Annotated in this window: 19 protein-coding genes and 1 pseudogene; 11 read left to right on the top strand and 9 right to left on the bottom strand. The window is 45.8% G+C overall.

Going from position 1 to position 24,071, the window contains the following annotated elements; translation table 11 throughout:
- The first annotated feature begins 96 nt into the window (after positions 1-96).
- Positions 97-1,689: a ribosomal protection-like ABC-F family protein gene (abc-f, locus tag H3H32_RS10020; RefSeq protein ID WP_309547152.1), complete on the top strand. Its 1,593-nt coding sequence runs from the start codon at positions 97-99 to the stop codon at positions 1,687-1,689.
- A 203-nt stretch (positions 1,690-1,892) separates the two neighbouring features.
- On the opposite strand, the gene H3H32_RS10015 is transcribed toward abc-f, so the two are convergent.
- The 4 genes from H3H32_RS10015 to H3H32_RS10000 form a co-directional block, all read right to left on the bottom strand.
- Positions 1,893-4,025 (bottom strand): M3 family metallopeptidase, encoded by a 2,133-nt coding sequence (locus tag H3H32_RS10015; protein WP_374191821.1) that lies wholly within the window; start codon positions 4,023-4,025, stop codon positions 1,893-1,895.
- A 165-nt stretch (positions 4,026-4,190) separates the two neighbouring features.
- Complete coding sequence (locus H3H32_RS10010; RefSeq protein ID WP_182462534.1) at positions 4,191-4,700, bottom strand: hypothetical protein; 510 nt, start codon at positions 4,698-4,700, stop codon at positions 4,191-4,193.
- A 196-nt stretch (positions 4,701-4,896) separates the two neighbouring features.
- A complete protein-coding gene (locus H3H32_RS10005; protein ID WP_182462533.1) occupies positions 4,897-6,168 on the bottom strand; it encodes a dicarboxylate/amino acid:cation symporter in 1,272 nt (423 codons plus the stop codon).
- 132 nt (positions 6,169-6,300) lie between these two features.
- Positions 6,301-6,828, bottom strand: a complete 528-nt coding sequence (locus H3H32_RS10000; RefSeq protein WP_182462532.1) for an acyl-CoA thioesterase — start codon at positions 6,826-6,828, stop codon at positions 6,301-6,303.
- A gap of 220 nt (positions 6,829-7,048) precedes the next feature.
- Between H3H32_RS10000 and H3H32_RS09995 the strand changes: the two genes are divergently transcribed.
- The 7 genes from H3H32_RS09995 to H3H32_RS09965 all read left to right on the top strand — a co-directional run bounded on the left by H3H32_RS09995 (position 7,049) and on the right by H3H32_RS09965 (position 12,925).
- Positions 7,049-7,498, top strand: coding sequence for a DUF2147 domain-containing protein (locus tag H3H32_RS09995; protein ID WP_182462531.1), 450 nt, complete (start codon positions 7,049-7,051; stop codon positions 7,496-7,498).
- 87 nt (positions 7,499-7,585) lie between these two features.
- A complete protein-coding gene (locus H3H32_RS09990; RefSeq protein WP_182462530.1) occupies positions 7,586-8,734 on the top strand; it encodes a flavin-containing monooxygenase in 1,149 nt (382 codons plus the stop codon).
- Between the two features lie 57 nt (positions 8,735-8,791).
- The gene (locus H3H32_RS09985; RefSeq protein WP_157589654.1) at positions 8,792-8,977 is read left to right on the top strand and encodes a CsbD family protein; all 186 of its coding nucleotides are present in this window, start codon (positions 8,792-8,794) and stop codon (positions 8,975-8,977) included.
- 465 nt (positions 8,978-9,442) lie between these two features.
- Positions 9,443-10,195 carry a YHYH protein gene (locus tag H3H32_RS09980; RefSeq protein ID WP_182462529.1) on the top strand — a complete coding sequence of 251 codons (753 nt, stop codon included), beginning with the start codon at positions 9,443-9,445 and terminating at the stop codon, positions 10,193-10,195.
- A gap of 365 nt (positions 10,196-10,560) precedes the next feature.
- Positions 10,561-10,833, top strand: a complete 273-nt coding sequence (locus H3H32_RS09975) for a toxin-antitoxin system YwqK family antitoxin (RefSeq protein WP_182462528.1) — start codon at positions 10,561-10,563, stop codon at positions 10,831-10,833.
- 322 nt (positions 10,834-11,155) lie between these two features.
- On the top strand, positions 11,156-12,151 hold the full coding sequence (locus H3H32_RS09970; RefSeq protein ID WP_182462527.1) for a YHYH protein: 996 nt from the start codon (positions 11,156-11,158) through the stop codon (positions 12,149-12,151).
- A gap of 141 nt (positions 12,152-12,292) precedes the next feature.
- Positions 12,293-12,925 (top strand): hypothetical protein, encoded by a 633-nt coding sequence (locus tag H3H32_RS09965; RefSeq protein WP_182462526.1) that lies wholly within the window; start codon positions 12,293-12,295, stop codon positions 12,923-12,925.
- 117 nt (positions 12,926-13,042) lie between these two features.
- Here the strand turns inward: H3H32_RS09965 and H3H32_RS09960 are convergent.
- Both H3H32_RS09960 and H3H32_RS09955 read right to left on the bottom strand, forming a co-directional pair.
- Positions 13,043-13,402 (bottom strand): annotated as a pseudogene (locus tag H3H32_RS09960) (gfo/Idh/MocA family oxidoreductase); the annotation flags it as partial.
- A gap of 88 nt (positions 13,403-13,490) precedes the next feature.
- On the bottom strand, positions 13,491-14,342 hold the full coding sequence (locus H3H32_RS09955; RefSeq protein ID WP_182462525.1) for a sugar phosphate isomerase/epimerase family protein: 852 nt from the start codon (positions 14,340-14,342) through the stop codon (positions 13,491-13,493).
- 569 nt (positions 14,343-14,911) lie between these two features.
- On the opposite strand from H3H32_RS09955, the gene H3H32_RS09950 reads away from it, so the two are divergent.
- The 3 genes from H3H32_RS09950 (at position 14,912) to H3H32_RS09940 (ending at position 20,453) form a co-directional block, all read left to right on the top strand.
- Positions 14,912-17,803 carry a M16 family metallopeptidase gene (locus H3H32_RS09950; RefSeq protein WP_240543737.1) on the top strand — a complete coding sequence of 964 codons (2,892 nt, stop codon included), beginning with the start codon at positions 14,912-14,914 and terminating at the stop codon, positions 17,801-17,803.
- 184 nt (positions 17,804-17,987) lie between these two features.
- Positions 17,988-19,412 (top strand): leucine-rich repeat domain-containing protein, encoded by a 1,425-nt coding sequence (locus tag H3H32_RS09945; protein WP_182462524.1) that lies wholly within the window; start codon positions 17,988-17,990, stop codon positions 19,410-19,412.
- 120 nt (positions 19,413-19,532) lie between these two features.
- Positions 19,533-20,453, top strand: a complete 921-nt coding sequence (locus H3H32_RS09940) for an EamA family transporter (protein ID WP_182462523.1) — start codon at positions 19,533-19,535, stop codon at positions 20,451-20,453.
- Between the two features lie 74 nt (positions 20,454-20,527).
- Here H3H32_RS09940 and H3H32_RS09935 read toward each other — a convergent pair whose 3' ends face one another.
- The 3 genes from H3H32_RS09935 to H3H32_RS09925 form a co-directional block, all read right to left on the bottom strand.
- Positions 20,528-21,307 (bottom strand): SDR family NAD(P)-dependent oxidoreductase, encoded by a 780-nt coding sequence (locus H3H32_RS09935; RefSeq protein WP_182462522.1) that lies wholly within the window; start codon positions 21,305-21,307, stop codon positions 20,528-20,530.
- A 102-nt stretch (positions 21,308-21,409) separates the two neighbouring features.
- Positions 21,410-22,243, bottom strand: coding sequence for a hypothetical protein (locus H3H32_RS09930; protein ID WP_182462521.1), 834 nt, complete (start codon positions 22,241-22,243; stop codon positions 21,410-21,412).
- Between the two features lie 34 nt (positions 22,244-22,277).
- The gene (locus H3H32_RS09925) at positions 22,278-23,984 is read right to left on the bottom strand and encodes an IlvD/Edd family dehydratase (RefSeq protein ID WP_182462520.1); all 1,707 of its coding nucleotides are present in this window, start codon (positions 23,982-23,984) and stop codon (positions 22,278-22,280) included.
- Between the last annotated feature and the right edge of the window lie 87 nt (positions 23,985-24,071).

The following is a 24,071-nucleotide window of genomic DNA, read 5'->3' as shown; positions in this document are numbered from 1 at the left end:
TACCAACAGATCATGTAGGATTCAATTTCTTTCAGAGGAAAATAGTAGTGAAGCCGCCAAGTGGCTCGCTATATCTATTCACTTTTTACGAAAGAAATGATGCTTACGCTACAAAATCTCTCCTATATACATCCCAACAAAGATTTATTGTTTGACGACATAAATCTTTCAATTAACAGGCACGACAAGGTTGCCCTGATTGGTAATAATGGCAGCGGGAAGTCAACTCTTTTAAAGATCATTGCCGGCGTTTTACAACCATCAACAGGCAGTGTAAAATTTGACTCTGTACCTTATTATATACCCCAACATTTCGGTCAGTTCAATGATGTTACCATTGGTCAGGCGCTCCAGATCGAGGATAAATTAACGGCCCTTACCGAAATTCTTGCTGGTCACGTTACGGACGCAAACCTGACTTTATTGAATGATGACTGGACGATAGAAGAACGTTGTCAGGAAGCTCTGACTTATTGGGGATTGGCCGATTTTGCGCTAACCCAAAAGATGGAAACCCTCAGTGGTGGCCAGAAGACCAAAGTTTTTCTGGCGGGAATCGCCATTCATCAACCCGAACTCGTACTGCTGGACGAGCCGAGCAACCATCTCGACACCTCAGGCAGGCAATTACTGTACGACTTTATCAAATTCAGTTCGATCACATTGATCGTCGTTAGTCACGATCGAACACTGCTCAATCTGCTCGATTCGGTTTATGAATTAAGTAAACGGGGCGTAGCTGTATACGGTGGCAATTATGATTTCTATATCGCGCAGAAGCAAATTGAAAGCAACGCCCTGACGCAGGATGTCCGAAGCAAAGAAAAAGCCTTGCGAAAAGCCAGAGAGGTTGAGCGGGAAACAGCCGAAAGGCAACAAAAACTGGATGCTCGTGGTAAGAAAAAACAGGAAAAGTCAGGGCTTCCGACTATCCTGATGAATACCTTTAAGAACAACGCCGAAAAAAGTACGTCACGACTGAAAGGTGTTCATACGGAAAAAGTGGGTGCTATTTCGCAGGAGTTGAGCGAGCTGCGATCGGCGTTGCCCGAAACCGATAAAATGCGCTTTGGCTTCGATAATTCGGCCCTTCACAAAGGCAAAATTTTAGTTACAGCCAAAGGCATTAACTACGGGTATAATCATCGGTTACTTTGGCAACAACCAGTAGATTTCCATCTTATTAGTGGAGAGCGGGTCGCCTTAAAAGGATTGAATGGCTCGGGAAAAACAACATTGATAAAACTGATTTTAGGCCAACTCTCACCTACCATTGGCACTATTTATCGGGCCGATAATCAGTCGGTGTATATCGATCAGGACTATTCCCTGATTACTAATCGACTCAGTGTTTACGAGCAGGCGCAGCAATTCAATACGACTGCCTTGCAGGAACATGAACTGAAAATCCGGTTGAACCGATTTCTATTTACCAAAGACTATTGGGACAAGCCTTGTAGCGTACTTAGTGGTGGAGAAAAAATGAGGTTAATGTTGTGCTGCCTCACAATTCGGAATCAGGCTCCCGATATTATTATTTTAGATGAGCCAACGAATAATCTGGATATTCAGAATATAGATATTTTAACCGCTGCTATTAATGAATACCAGGGTACGCTCATTGTGATATCACACGATCAGTATTTTCTGGAACAGATGCACGTAGAAACGTTTATTCGTTTAGAATAATCAGGCTATTTTTTTTGACCACAGAGACACAGAGCTTAAACGACTAAAACAATACGTTGAATATCTGTATCTCTGTGATTAAACATCAATTTTCAGCTACAAACCTATAAGGTCTTTGAGACCTTATAGGTTTAAACAGATAAACATAAAGGCGACCATTTATTGGTCGCCTTTATGTTTATCTGACTTTATATATTTCGTTTTTACAAAATCAAGCCACTTCGTCGTAACATCGCTTTGGGGGATGGTTCGCGGCCCCGGAATTTTTTGTAGAGTTCCATTGGTTTCTCACTGCCACCCTTTTCCAGCACATTCTTCCGGAAACTATCGGCAGCAGCTTTGTTGTCCAGCCCACCCTTTTCTTTGAAGAATTCAAAGGCATCGGCATCCAATACTTCGCTCCATTTGTAGCTGTAATAACCAGCCGAATAGCCACCCGCGAAAATGTGCGAGAAGGCTGGGCTAATGGCTACCCCGTCGACATGTGGGAACAAGTTAGCCACCGAATCCACCCGACCTTCAACTTGCGAAACCGTCTCACCGGTTGGTTTCTGGTTGTGATAATACATATCGATCAAGCCTAAACGCAATTGACGCAGATTAGCCATACCCGCCATGAAGTTCTGACTGGCGCGAATCTTCTCGATCAATTCATTTGGAATGACTTCACCAGTTTGGTAATGCTTGGCGAAGAGTTTGAGCGCTTCGGGATCGTAGCACCAGTTTTCCATCACCTGCGATGGCAACTCTACAAAGTCGCGTGGCACACTCGTACCACTAAGACTCTCAAACGTTCCGTTGGCCAACATGCCATGCAAACCGTGTCCAAATTCATGGAATAGCGTTGTTACTTCATAGAAGGTCAATAACGAAGGTTTCGTATCGGTTGGGCGGGTAAAGTTGCAGACGTTCACAATGTGCGGACGGATGTTTTCGCCGTTCTCTACTTTTTGCCCCTGCACGTCGTTCATCCAGGCACCACTACGTTTGCCAGGGCGAGGGAAATAGTCGCCATAGAACACCGCCAGAAACTTTCCATCTTTATCGAAAACGTCGAACGTTTTTACTTCGGGATTATAAACCGGGATGTCTTTACGCTCTTTGAACGTGATGCCATAGAGTTTGTTCGCCACCGTAAACGCCCCGTTTAGCACGTTTTCGAGCTTGAAATAAGGCTTCAACGTCTCATCGTCGAGGTCGTATTTTTCTTTCTTCAACTTTTCAGCATAATAGCTATTATCCCAGGCTTGCAATTTATCTTCCGTAAAACCGTGTCCTTTAGCATAGGTTGTCAATTCCAACAATTGACGTTCAGCAGCCGGACGAGCGTAGGTTACCAGTTCATCCAGAAAGCCCTGCACTTTGGTACGCGAACCAGCCATACTTTCTTCCAGTACAAAATCAGCGTGGGTTGGGTAACCCAGCAAGTTTGCCCGCTCGTAGCGCAGGTTGATTATTTTCTGGATAGTTGCCGAATTGTCGTTCTTGTCGCCGTGGAAACTACGTCCGTTGTAGGCCATGTACAGTTTCTTACGGAGTTCCCGGTTATCGGCATATTGCATAAATGGGCCGTAGCTGGGCGCCTGTAAGGTGAATACCCAACCTTCTTTTCCTTTTTGCTTGGCCGTTGCTTTGGCAGCTTCAAGGACATAATCAGGAAGACCAGCAAGGTCCTTCTCCGATGTAACAGGCATCGTGTACTCGTTCGTTTCGTTAAGCACGTTCTCCCCAAACTGGAGCGACAATTGCGAAAGCTCTTTATCTATAGCACGCAAACGCTCTTTTCCTTTTTCGTCCAGATTGGCCCCATTACGAGCGAATCCTTTGTAGCTTTTTTCGAGCAGCATAGCGCTCTCGGGGTTCAGTTTCAGGCTGGCGCGCTGGTCATAAACGGCTTTAACGCGAGCAAACAGCTTCTCATTCAGGCCAATATCGTTCCGATATTCACTTAACATCGGCGAAGCTTCTTTCACAATTTTCTGAAGCTCAGGCGAAGTTTCGGCGCTGTTCAGGTTAAATAATACTGACGTAACTTTTCCCAGCAAATCACCCGATCGCTCAAGCGCAACGATGGTGTTTTCGAACGTTGGTTTGGCCGGATTATTCACAATGGCAGCCACATCACTACGCCCCTGGGTCATGCCTTCTTTCAGCGCAGGTAGGTAGTCGGCATTGGTAATCTTGTCGAATGGAGCCGTTTGGTGGGGTGTTGAATAAGGTACTAAAAATGGATTTTGCGACATCTTAGGTTGAGGGGGCGACGGCTGAGCGAACGTTGTCGACGCGACAAGGGTCAGCAATACACCTGTTTGTTTGATTCGTTGATGACTTAACATACAGTTTTGCAAAATGAGTTTCCCGGAAAAATACGAAATAAAGACAAGTCGGCCAATGCAATGTTGCACAGGTGGTTGTCTAATTATATAAGTGGAAACAGCACAAAAAAAGTCGACCAAACTGGCCGACCTTTTCTACACTCCCTTCCTCTATTCTACTCAATGTCAGTAGCGACCATAACCGGGTCCGGGTCCATAGCCACGGCCTCGTTGCGCCGAACGCGATCCGGGGCCCATTTCATAAGGACGCATGTGAGCAATTACCTGATCGCGTTGTTGTGGAGCCAGTACCGCCATCATATCGAAAAATTGGCGTTGACGAGCCTGCCGGAAAAAATCGCGCTGCCGGGGATCACGGTAATCGATGTTCTGGGTTTGCTGATTGAAACGATCGCGAATCCGACGAATTTCTCGCTCCTGCCGACGGGATAGATTCAACTCCCGATCCCACCAGTCGAGGTGGCGGTCGAATTGATAATCGTCATAGTCGTAGTTATAATTGGGTTGGCCGTAACCGGGTTGGTTATAGCCCGGCTGATTGTAACCGGGTTGGTTGTAGCCAGGTTGTTGGGGATAATTATTGGGCGATGATTGTGGGTAGTTGTAACGTTGAGCAAATACGCTGGTCGAGAGAAGGACGACCAGCGTAGCGCCAGTCAGCAGGGCTTTTTTCATGGTAGTGTATTGTTTTCAGGTTGTATTTGTCCCTTTGAACAATCACGCATGAAATGGTTTAATTAATTCTTCTAAAAAGTATAAAAAAGGTTTTTGGTTTACGGTTTTAGGTATTTGGTTTATGGCTGTCGTATGAGTTACTGACACCGACCTACTGGTACAACCAGCCAAAAACCGAATACCTAAAACCGTAAACCTAATACTTATAGTCTGTTAACTCATTCGCATCTTCCTTTTTAAGCACTAGTTCGTATTTTGCTCGATCGAATTCACCTTCGTTATTGGCGATGAAAATAGTGGCCACTGTATTGCCAATAATGTTGGTGATCGAGCGGGCTTCGGACATGAATCGGTCTACGCCAAGCAGCAATGCCAGCCCTTCTACGGGAATTACTTTAATGGCTGTCAGGGTACTGGCCAACACGATAAATCCGCTACCGGTCACTCCTGCTGCCCCTTTCGAGGTTACCATCAGAATACCAATAATGGTGAGTTCCTGCCCCAGCGTAAGATCAACCCCAAATACCTGCGCCAGAAAAATGGTTGCCATAACCAGATAAATTGTTGTACCGTCGAGGTTAAATGAGTAGCCCGCCGGAACAACCAGACCCACCACCGACCGCGAGCAACCCAGCGTTTCGAGCTTATCCATAATCTGGGGCAATGCCGATTCCGACGACGAGGTGCCCAGAACAATCAGTAATTCTTCTTTAATGAACTTAAGCACTGCCCACAAACTGATTTTGTAGTAGCGTAGAATCAGATTCAGTATAACGAAAATGAACAGAATCATCGTCGCATAAACTGTGCCCATCAACTTCGCCAGAGGCAATAGCGTGCTCAAACCGTATTTACCTATCGTAAAGGCCATTCCCCCAAACGCGCCCAGTGGAGCCAATACCATTACGACGCCCAGGATGTTAAAAAACACTTTAGAGAGCCGCTCGAAGGTTTGAATCAGTGGCTTCCCTTTTTCGCCCATGCGGGTTAGTCCCACACCGAACAGCATCGAAAAAACCAGCACCTGTAAGATATCGCCTTCAGCAAAGGCTTTAATGGCATTGCTTGGAACGATGTGCAGAAAGAACTCCGTCCAATCCATGCCCGCTCCCTGTTCCGTGTATTTGCTAATGTCTCCTCCTTTCACAGCAGCGGTCTGAACCCCATCGCCTGGCCGGATAATGTTGGCCAAAATCAGGCCAATCGCCAATGCGCCAGTCGTTACAATTTCGAAATAGAGCAACGCTTTCCCTCCTACCCGACCTACCTTTTTCAGATCACCCATATTACTGATTCCCAGCACAATGGTTAGAAAAATAATGGGAGCAATCACCATCTTGATCAGATTGATAAAGAGGTCACCCAATGGTTTGAGCTTAGCTGCTGTTTCCGGGAAAAGGTAACCCGTCAGAATACCCAGGGTAATGGCAATCAGTACGCGAACGGTGAGGTTATTGAGAAGTTTCATTCGATAATGTATAATGAACAATGTGAAATGAATAATGGAGACCTACTAAAATGAATAATGGATAATGTACAATGAATAATGGGCATGAGGTTACCCATTGTACATTATCCATTACTCATTTTACATTATCTATTACAAGCTATGCAACTGCACAACCTGTTGCTTGATTTCGTGGATGCGTTCGTTAAAATTGAGGCTCAAAAAATCCACGTTCGGAACGATAATAGCCTCGAGTAATTCTTTCACCCAATCGTGATGCGGGATGCGCCTGCCGGTCTCCACACTCACATATTTGGACGTTACCCAGAGCACATTTTTGAGATGGGTTTTGCCATCGTCGGTCATGATGTACTCCGTCACGGTGGTGTCTTCGTTCACATAAATCAGCCTCGACATGATGCGTACCCACTCACTAACCTGCGCGGGCCGCACATAGGCGATTTGATGCTGATAAACGACCCAGCTTGCTTTCAACTCCCGAAACAATTGTCCAGTACTAAAATCATAGAGCTTGGCCACCTGATCTTCCCGAGCGTTGAAATAATAGTCGAAATATTTAGCGTTGTTAAGGTGCTGGAGTGGATCGCAGTCCTGAAAGCGGATAATCACCCGCGATTCGGTTTCGGTAGGATAACTGCGGTTAGGGTCACGTTTGAACATATACGTCTGAATTTACCGACAATCCGGCAAGATTTATTTGATTAGATTAACCAATGAAACTCGTTACGCGTTGTTATAAGAAGCAATCCATTTTGGAAAATCAATAATAAACAAAATCAAAGGAATCATTTCAATCAGACAAATCCCGGTTCAGACATTTTTGTGCAATATTTACGTTAGTACAGAAAATTTTCTGTTTCATTCCAATTCCTAAGCACGTATGAAAGGTCTTCGTTATGTATTGCCACTTGTGGCGCTATTTCTTGGTCTAACATCGTTCGTTTCCATCGACGATTCTGATGCCGTTGTTGGCACCTGGTTAAACGGCACAAAAAAAGGGCACGTCCAGATTTATAAACAGGGAGGCACCTATTTTGGTAAGCTCGTCTGGCTAGGTCAGCCCACCGACCCGGCCACCGGCAAACCTCGTACCGATGAAAACAACACAGACCAATCGAAGCGGTCACGCCCATTGATGAACATGGTTCTGATGTATAATTTCAAGTTCGAAGGCGGAAATGTCTGGAGTGATGGCAAGATTTATAATCCCGAAGACGGGAAGGAATACAATTGCAAAATGACGCTGAAAGATCCCAATACACTCCTCGTTCGTGGGTATGTGGGTGTTTCACTTCTTGGCAAAACCCAGACCTGGACGAGGATAAAATAAGTTACAAAGTTGTAAGGTTAAAGAGTTATTTAGTTGTAAAGTCTAATCAATTATTCACCCATTATTACATTCATAGACTTTACAACTATGCAACTAAATAACTTTACAACTCTAATAATCGGCGCTGGACCAGCGGGATTGGCGATGGCTGGTCGACTTGCCCAGCTTGGTTTGCCATTTACCGTACTCGAAGCCAGCGATCACATTGGTTTCTCATGGCGGAATCATTATGACCGGCTCCACCTCCACACAGTTAAAGAGTACTCAGCCTTACCCCATCTTCCTTTTCCGGCCAGCTACCCTACCTATGTTCCTCGCTTACAGTTCGTTGAATACCTCGAACAGTATGCCGAGCATTTTAATATAAGACCGAAGTTCAACCAGAAGGTCAGTAGTATTCACCGTGAACAGAATGGCCTCTGGCAGGTTCAAACGGAAACCGACTTGTTTACAGCAGAGCGCGTTATTGTGGCGACAGGCTACAATCGTGTTCCGAATGCACCCGAATTGCCTGGTCAGCGTAATTTTCGGGGTATTATCTGGCATAGTTACGAATACCGAAATGGAGCACCCTTTCGAAATGAGAATGTACTGGTGGTAGGCATGGGTAATACAGGGGCTGAGCTGGCGCTGGATTTATTGGAAAACGGGGCGAAACCTTTTATTTCCGTGCGAAGTCCGATCAACATCATTCGGCGGGAAGTATTTGGACGACCGGCCCAACCCATTGCCATTCTGCTGAGTAAGCTTCCCAACTGGCTTTGCGATTATCTATCAACATTAACGCAACGGGCAAGTGTGGGCGATGTATCTGTTTACGGCCTTGGCAAGCCTAAACACTCCCCTACTTACGACAACCGGCGTGGCAAAACGCCCGTTATTGATGTTGGCACTATCGATCAGATTAAGGCGGGTGCCATAACGGTTGTGCCCGCCATTGAACGCATTAATGCCAAAACGATAACCTTCTCCGACGGACGTGAGCTGCCGTTTGATGCCATTATTCTGGCAACAGGCTATCGAACGGGGCTGTCCACTTTTTTAGGAGATGCCTTATCGGCCCAACTAGTAAATGATCGGGGTTATCCGAAAAAACTTTGGTTCGACGAGGCTCCTTTTCAGGGTCTTTATTTCCTGGGCTTTTCGGTTCCCGTAACCGGCGTACTAAATCTCCTCAATAGAGACTCGGAGCGTATTATTGACCATATTGTCGAAAACAATTTGATCTCGGTATAGTTCTAAATATGTAATCAAGGTGATTACAGAATTAATCAACGTTATAACTATACGATCATGAACGAGACAACCATAAAAGGTGGCTGGAACGAATTAAAAGGTAAAATCAAGCAAGCTTACGGCGATCTAACCGACGATGATTTAACCTATCAGGAAGGCCAGGAAGATGAAATGTGGGGTAAAATCCAACAAAAAACAGGCAAAACCAAAGACGAAATCAATAAAGCCATTGCCGATTTATAGTTCAAATTGGCAACTTATAAAAAAAGCCGGGGCTTACAAGCCTCGGCTTTTTTGCATTCTATTATCAACTATTTGTACATTAACTTATCTTGAGGACTCATGAATCATCATCCCAATAATAAAGAGTAGGTCTGCGGAAAAGTACGGCATCGGCCGCCCGGATAAGTTGTCAGTTGGCCCTTCAAAGGCATGTGCTACCAAAATCGCCCCAAGGTTCAACAAAGCGGTGAGTACGGTATAAACTCAAATAAGAGCAGAAATACCAACTAAAATTTCTCAACTCATTCTTGAAATCTGGAGGTTTCCTTCTTGGGGTAATTGACTGCTAATTAGTGCGTTAATTGGGAGAGGCAAGGCATATTGAACCAATAGCAAAAAAATATCTACTTAGCCGTATGTTTTTTTCAAAAATCACGTCTAAGACGGTTAGTAGCAGAAATGCTTTAAACCATCAAGTTGATTTGCATGAAAAAAATTATTTTTCCCATGATGTTTCTGGGGTTAATGGCTTGTAAAAAAGACGACTCGGCTACGCCAAGCACCACAACAACCACAACCAGCGTGGACGTTACCAGCGTGCTGAAATCTAAGGTAACAAGCGATGTGACTGTTTCGATTAGTGGAGATAATATCATCCTCAAAAGTGATGGGCGTCCTCACAACCATAAATCGCCTTACTGGGGCACAAGTAATGCTTTGTATGAAGCTCCTCCTACTGGTCATGTAGTTAACCCTAATGCGATGCTCTCGCAAAACTACACCATGACCATTCCGGCCAAGCCTACCGCAGCCAGCACGCACGAAGCGACCAGTATTGGTGCCATTGGGATGGCGCTTAATGGTGTAGCCATTTACAACAACCAGGAAGGGCCTAATACTGAGTTAGATGCTGGTAAGATTTCGTCGTTGGATGGTGCAGGTGCACACCCCGAACAAACCGGGGCTTACCATTACCATGTTACGGGTACGTATACCACACAGGACGATGCCAAGCTGGTTGGTTTCCTTCGTGATGGCTTCCCAATCTACGGGCGCAAAGATATGGATGGCACTTATCCCAGCAACCTCGATGCCTACAATGGGCATACGGCTCCTACAACTGAATTTCCGAACGGGATTTATCACTACCACACCCGCAACGAAAACTACCTAAATACGGGTTATTATATTCTCAAATCTGGTAGCTATTATGGTACAAAAGGCACATTCACCCAGTAGATTAAGACTATTGACAACTGCTTATTGCTGCTTTATAGCCGTAATAAGCAGTTGTCACCTGGCGACTCAAAAGTCAACCGCCAATAACACCCAATCAGCCAAAAACTATAGTATAGACACGACGCACGTTCCGCACGATACCGTATTGATTCTTGATCAACGATTGTCGTTGAAAAACGGCATTTATTTTTTAAAGAACCAGAAATATTCAGGTATACTTAAAGATTGTTACCCCAACGGCACGGTAAAATCGTATGCATCCATCTTTCAGGGCATGTTACATGGCCGATTCAAAAGCTTTTACGAAAACGGAAATCCTTCTGAGGTAAGGCTTTACAAAAACAACCTCAGTACCGGAAGACATTATGGCTTTTGGTCCGAAAAAAGGCGTACTTAAATTTGACTATACCTACTACGAAGAGAAGCGGGAGGGCAAACAAAGACGTTGGTACAGAAGTGGCAAGCCCTACATTTTTGCCAATTACGTAGATGATCATGAAGAAGGGTTGCAACAGGGCTGGCGAGAAAACGGGAAGATCTATCTGAATTATGTAGCCAAAGAAGGCCATACCTACGGCCTTCAGAATACGGCTCTGTGCTACTCGCTCCGCGACCAAAAAATAAAGTTTAAACAATAACGGCTCCCGTGGCAATGAAGGATTAGCTCGTATTCGTGGCATTCTATTCAGCAGATAGTCAGCCGTTTTCTTAGCCAAGCGGATGGCACAATGCCTACTGGCCGGTGGCATTGTGCCATCTGAAAAGGTATAAATACCAACCAAATTGATGTGGTAGGATCAGGGCTTTTTTCTCAACGGGGCCAAAAGCAAATACAATGTGTTTTCAATAGGCTACTTACCCCCACTACATCAGCGTGAATAGTTCGTCAAATCCGCCCAATGCCCGTAGGAGCTAACGCTACGCGTCGTCTAAACTATTGGTATCAACTTCCAGTTAGCTATGTTTCTCTACCCCAAAAAGCACTACGCTGCCTTAACAATTTTCTGTGTGGGAGTAGCCGCGTCTCTGATTTTAATCACGGGCGGCTGTAGTAAAGACGCCACAACTGTCAATCCAACCGATGAAGTGGTTATTGAAGTAGACCCAAGCCTGTTTATTCAGGCAGGGTTAGCAGAACCTATCACCAAAGTAACAAAAACTCTTTCGGATGGGACGTCTACCACCTGCTACAAAATTGTCACCAACAATACACCTACCGAACATGCGGTAGGCCCCTGGTGTCCGACCAACATTACAGATAATGCGAGCAAAGGAGGCATCTGGTTTGAAGTAGGTAAAGTGTACGATGTGGATGGTGCATTTATCAAAAATCTCGCTAGTTTTTACAACGATGCGGTCTGGAAATTATACAATACTGACGGCAGTATCAAAGTAACCAACACCAAAACGGCTTGCGAAGCAGCAGCCAGGCCCAATGTTGATCCGGCCTATAACAACTACTGCGTAGAATGTCAGCCGTCTTATGTGTCAGGGCTGAAAAAAACGTTTTATATCCCGGTAAAACCGGTGAAACTGTCGAAGCCTGTTTCTGTCATGGGTATGATGGGAAGCGTTATCGGCATTGCCTTTAATGGCGTTAATTTTGACCCTCCCGCACCCACATCAGCCATACTTGGTGCACATACGCTGGCTCCGATGGACGATGCCGGCGGTCACGTCAATACGTCTACAGGGTATCACTATCATGCCGCCACTGGCATGACCAAAAAAGTAACCCAAAGCGATGGACACGCTGCCATGATTGGGTATGCTTTGGACGGCTACGGGATGTATGAACGGCTGGATGCCAGCGGGAAAGAACCCAGCGATCTGGACGATAGCCGAGGGCACTATGACGCAACGCGCGGCTATCATTACCATGTAGCGTCTGCTGGCAGCAACAGCTTTATTAACAATTTTCGGGGCGCGCAAGGCTCATTCTCAGTGAGTTTCTAAACGTACGTCCTAAAGAATTACAAGTTTATGTCTTCAGAAGATAAGCCTTCGATTTATCTTCTGAAGACTTACCCGTTGATTAGTGCCCTTAGCACTTTTTGCGTCTGCGCACCTTTAAGAATCACCATTCACCTACGCAAAATGAAAAAGCTCCTGTTCATATCGCTGTTTATGTACATGCCAATTTCATTATTGGCGCACAACCCACAAATTTCGACGCTTGTGTTGGTCCAAAATGAGCACAAACAGTGGAACCTGATAATTGGCTCAAGCCTTACCGCTTTTCAATACGCTTTACAAAACAAGGGATTACTAAACCCATCGGACACTATTCAGGCGGCCAGATTCCAAAAATTAATTCTGGACTACCTGCGGGAAAATATCCAGCTTAGTTCGAACGGCGACCAGCGCATTACCTTGAAAAATGGCATGATGATTTTAAATCATCAAACGGATGTTCGCTATGATTTGCCCGAAATGCCCCAGCAGTTACAGACCCTGATAATCCGCCAGCAGAGTTTTGCCAGCCTTAAGAATCACTACTGTCTGCTGAAAATTTCCCCATATGGCGGCACATCCAGTAGTTTTATATTGCAGCCCGACAACGATTTCACGATTTCGTTACAGCTAGAAGGTAATCACCTGATTGAAGTACCGCATCAGCCTAATCCGTATGGAACGTGGTTGACGGTGCTGGCTGGAGGATTGGCTTTATTCGGTTTTTGGGGTTGTACGCAGCATAAAAAGCGTACATTGAGTGTTCAGAGCTTATGAAGCTACGCCGACGAGTCATGTCCACCAGGCACTCTTACATCGGGTAGTTGTGCAGAAAGGTACATTTTTCACCATTTGAACTACTCTTGCTAGTGAACTAGTTGATCCTCTTTGCACTTACATTGGTGGCTCCCAGCCTTTTTCGTACTGACGACTCCACAATTTCATGGCATCAGCGTCTTTGATATGTCCGTTCTTTGAGTCGACCGAAAATGATTTATTGGTTCGATAAGCAATGTTGGCCAAGTGGCACAACAACGTACTCCGGGCACCCTGCTCGATGGTTGAATTCTGTTTAGCTTTACCCCGAATAGCCTCAAAGAAGTTGACCATATGCCGGGTCGTCATATCGCCACCACCCCCTAAAGCTGTTCCTGCTTCTTTCTCCTTCGACTTACTATCTTTAACAACCTTGCCATCCCGGCTATACAGCGTATAGCCATTTCGGTCAACATAAACGGTTCCTTCGGTTCCGTGTTTGAGGTTTAAGGTTAGCTAACGCGATAATAATTATGCGAACCGGTTCACTAACCTCAAACTTCAAACCACGAACTTTAAACTCATTTTATGCTTTCCTCTTCCCTTGTTTCGTTGCGTCGCAAACGCCTTTAAAGTATCCGACCGATTCGGCAATTCCCGCGAGCGGATCTTTCATATCTTTTTCGTATTCCAGGCTGCAACAGCCGTCGTATTTTACTTTTCGTAACATACTCACGAAGGCAGGAATGTCAATAACGCCCCGGCCCAGTTCGCAGGTCGTACCTGATTTAGAGGCTGCTGTCACGTTTTTCAGGTGAATATCGAAAATACGTTTGGCGTACTTCTCCAAATCAGCAATTGGATCATCGCCGTACCGTTTATCGTGCCCCATATCGAAACAAAGACCCATTCGGGGGTCAAGGTCTTTAACGGCGTCATAGACAGATTTCGCATTCGGAAACAATTGAATATCAGGACCGTGATTATGGATTGCATACCGAAAGTTAAATTCCTTCACTTTCTTGTCGATATAAGGCAGGTCTTCAGGGTTCGGAATGCCGATAATCATGTTGACGCCTACTCGTTTTGCATAGTCGAAGCCGTTGTCAATGTCCTGCTTCGTTTTCATATAAATAGGCCCAACTGCGTAACCCGTAACCTCCGACTGCTTTAATTTTTCATGAAAAGCGGCAATTTCCTCGGCAGTACTGGCATAAGGGAGATGGAAATCTTTGATACACAGGTAGTGTACGCCTGTTTTCCGCATCATAGCCAGAGACTCGTCCAGCTTGAAATTAACAAAGCTGAATCCAGCCATACCTAATTTAAACAGGTCATCGTTGGCAGCATGCTGGGCATCAATAGGGCTAACAGGATTTAGGCTAGCAAGGGCCATAGAGCCACCTGCGCTTTTCAGGAAGGATCGACGTGAGGTCATTTTAAGGGCGAATAAATGAGGGTGATATGTATGATAAAAACGATCTCCTTCCTTTTCTACTGACAAAAAAACGATCTATTACCCCACCTTTCACAGCTACATTTACGATCAGGGATTAGCAGTACTTCCTCTAATCCAACCCCTCGACTCCTTTGCCGATAGAAGTATGCCAACTGGTTAGTAATGACTTAATTGGAGTCTAATCTCCTCGTAAGTATCACAGCTACAGACAGTAGCGAATTACATCAGCACTGTTAAAAAAATAAAAAATCATACATCCTATTCAGTTTCTTTGTAACTATACACCTAGTTCACCTTACCCTATAAATCACATCATTATGTTCACCACCCTTAAGCCAATCCTAGCTAAGCAAGCCCGTTTGTACAACCTGGTTGCCTTACCCAACTGCATTACTAAAGTCGCATCTGTTCAGGATTTGGTGAGCAGGATCTAAAGCAACCGCTCATCCTATTTTTTTGCAAGTCGCTGTAAAACCTGTTGATTGCAACTTTATTTATTCTTATCTATACAAGATTAGTTTTTTCAGTACCCAACTAACTGTTTTTTTATGCGAAATAACCTTATCCCGACTGGACTAACCCCGACCGGATGGTTTCGAATGGGCACGCTAGCTACAACATTAGTGGTCGGTAGCTTAACCTTCTCGTCTGCCCAGGACAAGCCAGCATCCCCTGAAGTCACGAAATCCACTACCACCTTCTCTAGGGTTTCCCTTCCAGCAGCCGTAACTATTCCTGAAGGTATTACCAAGGGCGCGTCTGTTGAGGGCATCACAGAATACAATCTGAAGAATGGCCTTAAAGTATTGCTCTTCCCTGACCAATCGAAACCAACCGTTACTGTCAATATTACGTATCTGGTTGGTTCCCGGCACGAAGGTCTGGGCGAAACAGGCATGGCTCACTTATTAGAGCACATGGTGTTTAAAGGCTCGACCAAACACACCAATATTCCGCAGGAACTGACCTCACACGGCGCACGCCCGAACGGCTCGACCTGGCTCGACCGCACAAACTATTTTGAAACATTTGCTGCCACCGACGAAAACCTGAAGTGGGCGCTTGATCTGGAAGCCGATCGGATGATTAACAGTTTCATCAAGAAAAGCGATCTTGAAACCGAATTTTCGGTGGTTCGGAATGAGTTCGAAATGCGTGAGAACTCTCCACAAAACGTACTGAATGAGCGTGTTGTTTCATCGGCTTATTTGTGGCACAATTACGGCAAATCGACTATCGGTAACCGCTCCGACCTCGAAAAAGTCCCCATTGAAAACCTACAGGAATTTTACAAAAAATACTATCAGCCTGATAATGCAGTGTTGGTCGTAGCCGGAAAGATCGACGAATCGAAAGTGCTTTCTCTCGTTAAAGAGTACTTTGGAGCCATTCCTCGCCCAACGCGGGTGTTGCAACCAACGTACAGTGTCGAACCCATTCAGGATGGAGAGCGCAGTGTAACGCTTCGTCGTGTGGGCGATACGAAAGTAGTTTCGGCCTTGTATCACATCATGCCAAGCTCGCACCCCGATTATCCGGCGATGGACGTACTAACCGATCTGCTAACCGATGAGCCTAGTGGTCGATTGTATAAATCGCTGATCGAAACCAAGAAAGCATCGCAGGAGTATGGCTATTCGTTCATGACGAAAGATCCAGGCTATGTATATTTCGCGGCTGAGTTACTGAAAGAAAAATCGCTTGCTGATGCCAAAGCAACCCTACTCGGCACACTTGATTCAGTATCGATTAAAACGCCAACGAAAGAGGAAGTGGAGCGCGCCAAGGCAAAGTTGTTGAAAGATGTGGAAATCAGCTTTAAAGACGTTGAACGCCTGGGTCGTACATTGAGCGAATACATTGCTACGGGCGACTGGCGTTTAGGTTTCCTCTACCGAGATGCCCTTGAAAAAGTAACGCCTGCCGATGTACAACGGGTGGCTAAATATTATTTCAAACCATCGAACCGTACTGTAGGTGAGTTCATTCCCGAAGCCGCTCCCGATCGTGTTGAAACACCTGAAGCGCCAAGCATGGAGTCGTTAGTGAAAAACTACAAAGGTCGCGCTGTGATTGCCAGTGGTGAAGCGTTCGACCCATCACCCGCTAATATTGATGGCCGTACCCGCCGGATTGAGCAACCCAACAGTATCGAACTGGCTCTGTTACCTAAATCAACCCGCGGTAACGAAGTTAACGCCCGTCTGACGCTTCGCTATGGTGATCAGAAAAGCCTTATGAATAAGAGCGCCATTTCGGTGTTCACGGCTTCGATGCTCGACCGCGGTACGACAACCCGTACTCGGCAACAGATCAAAGAAGAGTTCGATAAACTGAAAGCGCAGGTTGGCGTGTTTGGTGGCGGCAATCAGGTTAATATCACCATCAAAACGACCAAAGAAAATCTGCCCGCTGTTATCCGTATTGTGAGTGATATGCTCAAGCATCCGGCTTTTGATGCCAACGAATTCGAAAAACTGAAGCAGGAACAAATGGCACAAATTGAGTCGCAACGTTCAGAACCACAGAGCCTTGCCTTTACTGCATTCCAACGCCAGATGACCCCATATCCGAAAGAAGATATCCGGTACACCTCTACGCCGGATGAAGATGTTGCGGATGTAAAGGCGTTGAAGCTCGATGATCTGAAACAATTCCACAAAGACTTTTATGGTGCTCAGAACGCAACCATGTCGATTGTTGGAGATTTTGACGAAACCCCTGTTCGGAAAGTAATTACCGATGAATTGGGCACCTGGAAAGCGAAGAAACCTTTCAGCCGGTTGGTTTCAACCTATAACGATATCAAACCAACGCCCCAAAGCATCGAAGCGCCCGACAAGGCTAATGCATTCATGGTGGCAGGTGTAAATATTCCGCTGCGCGACGATGATCCTGATTATCCAGCTTTGGTTCTGGGCAACTACATGCTTGGTGGTGGCTTCCTGAACTCGCGCTTAGCAGTTCGTATTCGTCAGAAAGAAGGTATCAGTTACGGGGTAGGTTCGCAGCTTCAGGCCAACCCCTGGGACAAAACGGGTATGTTTATGACCTATGCGATCTATAACCCAGAAAACGCTGAACGGCTAGAAAAGGCCTTCCGCGAAGAAATGGAGAAAGTTGTGAAAGATGGTTTTACAGCCGACGAACTTAAAGCGGCCCGTTCGGGTCTGTTGCAATCCCGAATGGTTTCGCGGGCACAGGATGCTGGTTTGTCCAGTACGTTAAACAACTACTTGTATCTGAATCGGACCATGAACTGGGATGCTGATTTCGAGAAGAAATTAGAAAGCGTGACTCCCGAACAGATCAATGCAGCCATGAAAAAGCACATCGACCCATCGAAAATCTCGATCATCCGGGCCGGTGATTTTGCCAAAGCGGCCAAGAAAGCCGCCGAGAAAACACCGGCTTCGTCGGTGAGTGGCGGTAAGAATTAATCAGACCGCGCGGGCGGCCCCGCCGGGATTTATTTGATTTTACTGACCGACTGTGATTTTATATTCTCTTCGGCAAAGCCGAAAAAAAGAAATCACAGTCAATCAGTAAAATCAAATAAATCCCGGTTCTTTTTTGGCATATCAACTATAAATATCGTTATTCACCTAAATTTTACGTTTCACTATGAAAAAGTATTTGTTACTCGTATTATTTGGGTTGATAACGGTATCTGGAAAAGCTCAGGTCAACGTTCGGCCTATGAGTGATAGCTCGGTAGCTTACAAAACGCTTAGTAAAGAGTACCCTCAGGCGGTTTCTCTCCGAGAGCGGGCTACGCTTCGTGATCTTGTCTTCCAGAAATTGCTAGAAGATTACTGGGGTGACTTCAGACGTTTCCTAAAAAAAAGAAACTTCCGCCCCGATAGCTCCATCATCTGGAACACCGAAGTCTTTTTTCGAGCCGATGGCCATGCGGATTGGTTGCTTTACCAATATTCGCAATTTTCGAGACCTACGACACGACTTCCAAAAGAGAAAGAACAAACGCTAATCACGTTGCTAACTGAGTACCTTAACCAACATGCTCTCCCGGTCTCGTCAAGGTACGTTTGGTCGCCATTTCGACTAGGTGGCGTACTAATTATTACAGGCCCGTCCTCCCGAAAACTACCCAAAGGTCGCGGGGTTATTGGTGATCTGGCTTCGGCAAATCAAACGACACGCCCCGATACTGTAAAGACCATTTCATTTGGTGGCTTAGAACTCGAACAAGTACCGGACGTCATTTACCGCTTCACCAATGTTGAAGAAATTCATCTGGGAGGAAACTACTTAACGTCCCTACCCGCCAAAGTAACAGCACTTCCTAAGTTACAACGACTTAACCTGCTATCGAATCGACTAACGGAAGACAGTCTGTTTTTCACCCGAAACAAGGTTGTAAAATCGATCAATCTTCAACGCAATTCGTTGACCGGCATACCAGCCTCGATTAGCCAAAATCGCCGACTCGAGAGTTTGTGGCTGGGTAACAATGATCTGGTTGATTTAAACCTAAAGCCTTTGCATTCACTTCGCCAACTGAATGATTTAAATCTCTATAACGTCGGTCTGACCCAAATCCCCAAAACCATAGGCCGGCTGAAACATGTAAAAGTGCTGGATTTATACTACAACAAGTTCACCGAATTACCGCGCCAGCTTGGGCGAATGAAACGGCTTGAGCAGTTAGCCATCGCTCATAACAACCTGAAAGAGATACCTGTGTCTTTTGCAAAATTGCGTCGGCTACAAGTCTTGTATGCCCATCATAACCACCTCAACCAGTTACCCACGAAATTGAAGCGGCTACAGCGCTTACACGTTCTAGACCTGGGATACAATGAGTTAATTACTGCGCCAAGCGTATTGGGCGCTTTATCTGGACTGGAAGAACTCTCGTTGAACAATAACAATCTCCAGGATTTTCCGACAGTTTTATTGTCGTTAAAGAACCTCAAGCATGTATACATGAGTAGCAATCCACTGTGGGGCCGAGAAGCCATGAGCAGTCCGTATGCTTCTCAGATTAAACAGTTAGAAGCCAACAACACAGAAGTAAAGTATTAACCAAATAATATTCTGATTAGATTTTTCATAATCTATCTTAGAAAGAGCGAAATAATAGCCTGGCAACGGAGAAAAATCCAATCTTTTGGTGTTAAGAAAGCGTAGTAAGTACGTATTTCTATGCAAGCTGTTTCGTCTCCTGTTACCAATTCACCAACCCGCTTTGTTCTGTGGGGGAATTTAATCTCGGTCTATATTTTATGGGGATCAACCTATCTGTTCATTCATTTCATGACCGAACAGATGCCTCCCCTGTACATGGTATCCATACGTTACCTAGTTGCGGGAGCGCTTCTGTATGGCTATGCACGGCTGACGGGCACCCCCGCTCCTACACGAACCGAATGGAAATCAGCAGGCATCATCGGTATTCTCTTACTCGCTATTTCAAACGGTTGTCTATCAACAGGATTACAATACATTCCGAGTGGTATGGCGGCCTTATTAGGTGGCTTACTACCCGTTTATTTGCTTACCCTCAACTGGGTTTCATTCGGGAAGAAACGGCCTAGTAATCTGGCTCTGGCGGGGCTGGTTGTGGGGTTAATCGGTATTTATCTGCTGGTCAAACCCGATAAATTACAAGGCACGGGTGACCTTGATTCCAAATTAATTGGGGTGGGTCTGGTAGCTGCCGGAAACTTTGTATGGGCCATTGGCACACTCCTCACTCCCCGACTTTCACTGCCATCGCCCACGATCTCAAGCGGTATTCAGATGATTGTTGGCGGACTTGTTTTACTCCCTTTTAGCTTAGCGGTAGAACCGGTTTCGCTTTTCAGCATCTTCGACGCCCCATCCAAAGCGATTGGGTCCATGATTTATCTGGTGATTTTTGGGAGTATTATTGGGTTCTCCTCGTACTCCTGGCTCGCTCGTAACGCATCTCCCCAATTGCTGTCGACGTATGCGTTCGTAAACCCCGTTGTGGCTATGTTGTTGGGAACAACCTTTGCCGGTGAAATCTTCTCAAGCCAGTCATTCGTCGGCGCTGTTATTGCCCTAATCGGTGTTATTCTGATTACACTGGGAAGGAAATAATGTTTAATGTAAAATGAATAATGGATAGCGCATAAAATGTTATCCATTATTCATTTTACATTAAACATTATTCATTACTCAACCGGTGGTGGGCTCACACTCGTCCAGCCGCCATCGACAACCAGACTTTGTCCGGTGATGTGCCGCGATGCCGGTGCCAACAGAAATAAAGCGGCATTCGTAATATCATCTACGGTTCCTGGGCGACCCATCGGCGTAATACGCGACCAGATGGGTACGTAGGTCGGATCATCAAGTGTACGCTCAGTCAAGGTAGCGCCCGGTGCTACCGCATTGACTGTAATACCCAGGGGCGAAAAATCGATAACGAGTTGTTTGGCCAGCATTTCCAAACCCGCTTTTGTCATGCTGTACACAGGTAAACCGGGGTGCGCCTGATGCCCAACTACCGACGACATAAACAGAACGCTGCCGCCTTTACCCTGCTCTCGCATTTGTTTAGCTGCAGTCTGCGCCAGGAAGAAGCTCCCTCTTAGATTTAGATCGACAATTTTTTGAAAGGCTTCGGGCGTAGTCGTAAAAATATCACCAAAGATCGTTATACCCGCGTTGGCAATCGCCAGATCGACCGATCCAAACAGACTAACGGCCTTTTCGACCATCTGTTGAATAAAGATTACATTCGATGCATCGCCAGGGTAGGCTTCACATTGGCCGGAAGCTGCTGTACTTTCTGCTCGAATCGTTTCAACCGCTTTTTGCGCTGCCTCCTCATCATAATCATTGAGTAGTACATTGGCTCCCTGTTGAACTAAGGCTTTTGCTATGGCGAATCCAATGCCAATGCCAGCTCCTGTAATCAGGGCCGTTTTATTGATAAATATTTGAGTCATAGAGCTTATTAATAGGCCGCTAACTAGTGCTTCCTTTTTGTTGCAACTTGTAGGATTTTCATCGAATCCGAACGATACAATAGTTTTATCCGCATCATTAGCTCATTTATGATTCTCCGGTTCCAAATCAAACGGTCTGTCCGTACGTTTTCGAGGAGCTTCTTCATAAACCTGACTTAAAACGGCCAAAAGTTTGGTCATAACGACCGGAGGAAACATAGTCTCAACTGTTTTTTTCTGCCCATTGAACTGTATCGATAGTTTTTTCAATGGGGCATCACAACATAGGGCAGGCTCCACAGTTAATTGCCGCAGGTAGCAGGTTTGTAAGGCATCGATCACCTTTCGATACAAACTATCCGGGACCTCCCCAATGAAATAACCTTGTGCCGTCGAATCTCGGATAAAACTATGGTTCGCAAAAGCCGTAATAATATGGAGTCGAAAAACCTTTTTATTAGTCAATTCGTACTCATATTTAGGACACGACCCATGACAAAGGCCCGAAGAAAATACAAGCTTCTCAAACCGAATAGTGGTATCAGCCGTGTATTCCTGTCGTTTAAACAAAATCGACTCGTCACTGCCAAAGAAGTCAGACGAGAATTTAGAAACGGGTTTTACTTCGAGCGTATGCTGTTCAAATCGGACAATTTTAAAATCATAACGGTCTGTATAGAGTTTTTTAAAATTGGTTGCCGATGACGTATAGCGGTTTTGAAAGCTTAGTGTATCGCCATAAAGCTGAAGTTGAAATGAACTCGACAGTTTTTTTGTCGATAAGACGTTATTGTTCGAACTGCTGCTTGTATCGTTGATGATCATAGCCTGCATCTCAGGATTTATCCATGTTCCTTTCAGAGCACTAACCTGTCCTGCTGCCTTTGCCACAACGAAAAACAACAAACAACCAAACAGACGTGCTGATAGCTTCATAGATCAATCTGATAACCGAGCACTGAACAACGTATCAATGCGAATCTCGCTTTACTTCGCTTCCAGAGCCACCTTGAAGGAAATCGAAATCAGCTCCCTGGTGGGCCTGGGTAACGTGCCGAATATACATATTCACATAACCACGAGTGTAGCCGAGGTCAAGCGGTTTAAAATGAACCAATCGAGCCGCTAGTTCTTCATCTGAAACGTGCAGATGGAGATTTCGATTGTGTACATCCAGTGTAATCAAATCGCCATTTTGCACTAAAGCGAGGTTGCCACCAACCGCTGATTCGGGCGATACGTGCAGCACTACTGTTCCGAAACCGGTACCACTCATGCGGCCGTCCGAAATCCGGACCATGTCATGTACTCCCTGCGCCAGAATTTTAGCGGGCAGCTGCATATTTCCGACTTCGGGCATACCCGGATAGCCTTTGGGACCAACGTTTTTCAGAACCAGTACGCAAGTAGGATCAACATCCAGTTCAGGGTCGTCGATACGCGCTTTATAATCATCGATATCCTCGAAAACAACAGCCCGGCCTGTATGCTGCATCAACGCCGGAGAGGCTGCGGAGGGTTTGATTACGGCCCCATTCAGACAGAGATTGCCCCGCAAAACAGCCACCCCAGATTCAGGCTTGAAGGGCTGCTCAACCGAAGCAATAACGGCTGGATCATAGCATTGCGCTTCGGCGCAGTTTTCGCCAATCGTATGCCCATTCACCGTTATAGCATCGTTGTTCAGGTATTGACGCAGTTCACGGATAACGGCGGGTAGACCACCAGCATAGAATAAATCTTCTACAAAATGCTCTCCTGATGGCTGCAAATTGGCCAGTAAAGGAATTTTTGCGGATAACGTATCGAAATCGTCCAGCGATAAATCGACACCAACCCGTCCGGCAATAGCCGTCAGGTGCAGGATAAAATTGGTGGAGCCGCCGAGAGCGGCATTAATCATAATGGCATTTTCGAACGCTTGCCGAGTCAGAATCTGCGATGGCTTGACGCCTTCTTTCACCAATTCAACCATGCGGGCACCTGTCATATGTGCCAGCACTTTCCGGCGCGAATCGGCAGCTGGAATAGTTGCATTATCGGGCAACGCTAACCCCAGTGATTCCACCATAGCCGCCATGGTTGAAGCAGTTCCCATTACGGCACAATGTCCTTGCGAACGAGCCATACTAGCCTCAGCGGCAACGAACTCAGCCTGGGTCATTTCGCCCATTTTGAAGGCTTCGGCAAAGCGCCAAAGGTCGCTTGTACCAATTTTCCGCCCCTGGAATCGACCCGCCAGCATCGGCCCACCCGATACGACCATCGTTGGAATATCGACACTACAGGCACCCATCACGAGCGAGGGCGTCGTTTTGTCGCAACCGCACATCAGGATAACCCCATCAATTGAATTGCCCCGAATGCTTTCTTCTACATCCATGCTGGCCAGGTTACGGAACAGCATCGCTGTAGGCTTAATCTGGCACTCCCCTAGCGACATCACCGGAAATTCAAGTGGAAATCCACCCGCTTCCCAAACACCCCGCTTAATGGCTTCGGCCAATTCGCGAAAGTGCGCATTACAGGGAGTCAGTTCCGACCACGTATTACAGATACCGATAACCGGTTTTCCTTCAAATTCATGGTGCGGAAACCCCTGGTTTTTCATCCAGGCACGATAAATAAAGCCGTCTTTTCCGGTGCGGCCAAACCAGTCTCGGGAGCGTAATGGCATTTTTGTTAATCAGTTTGCAATAACTCGTAAATTCCGTCGGGGCTAATCAAAAAAGAATTCCTGACAATCAATCTATCGCTAGTAAAG

Origin of the sequence: Spirosoma foliorum (genome assembly GCF_014117325.1) — a bacterium.
GTDB lineage: Bacteria > Bacteroidota > Bacteroidia > Cytophagales > Spirosomataceae > Spirosoma > Spirosoma foliorum.
Note: the sequence above shows the minus strand (reverse complement) of the source record. Positions and strands in the feature narration are given on the sequence as shown.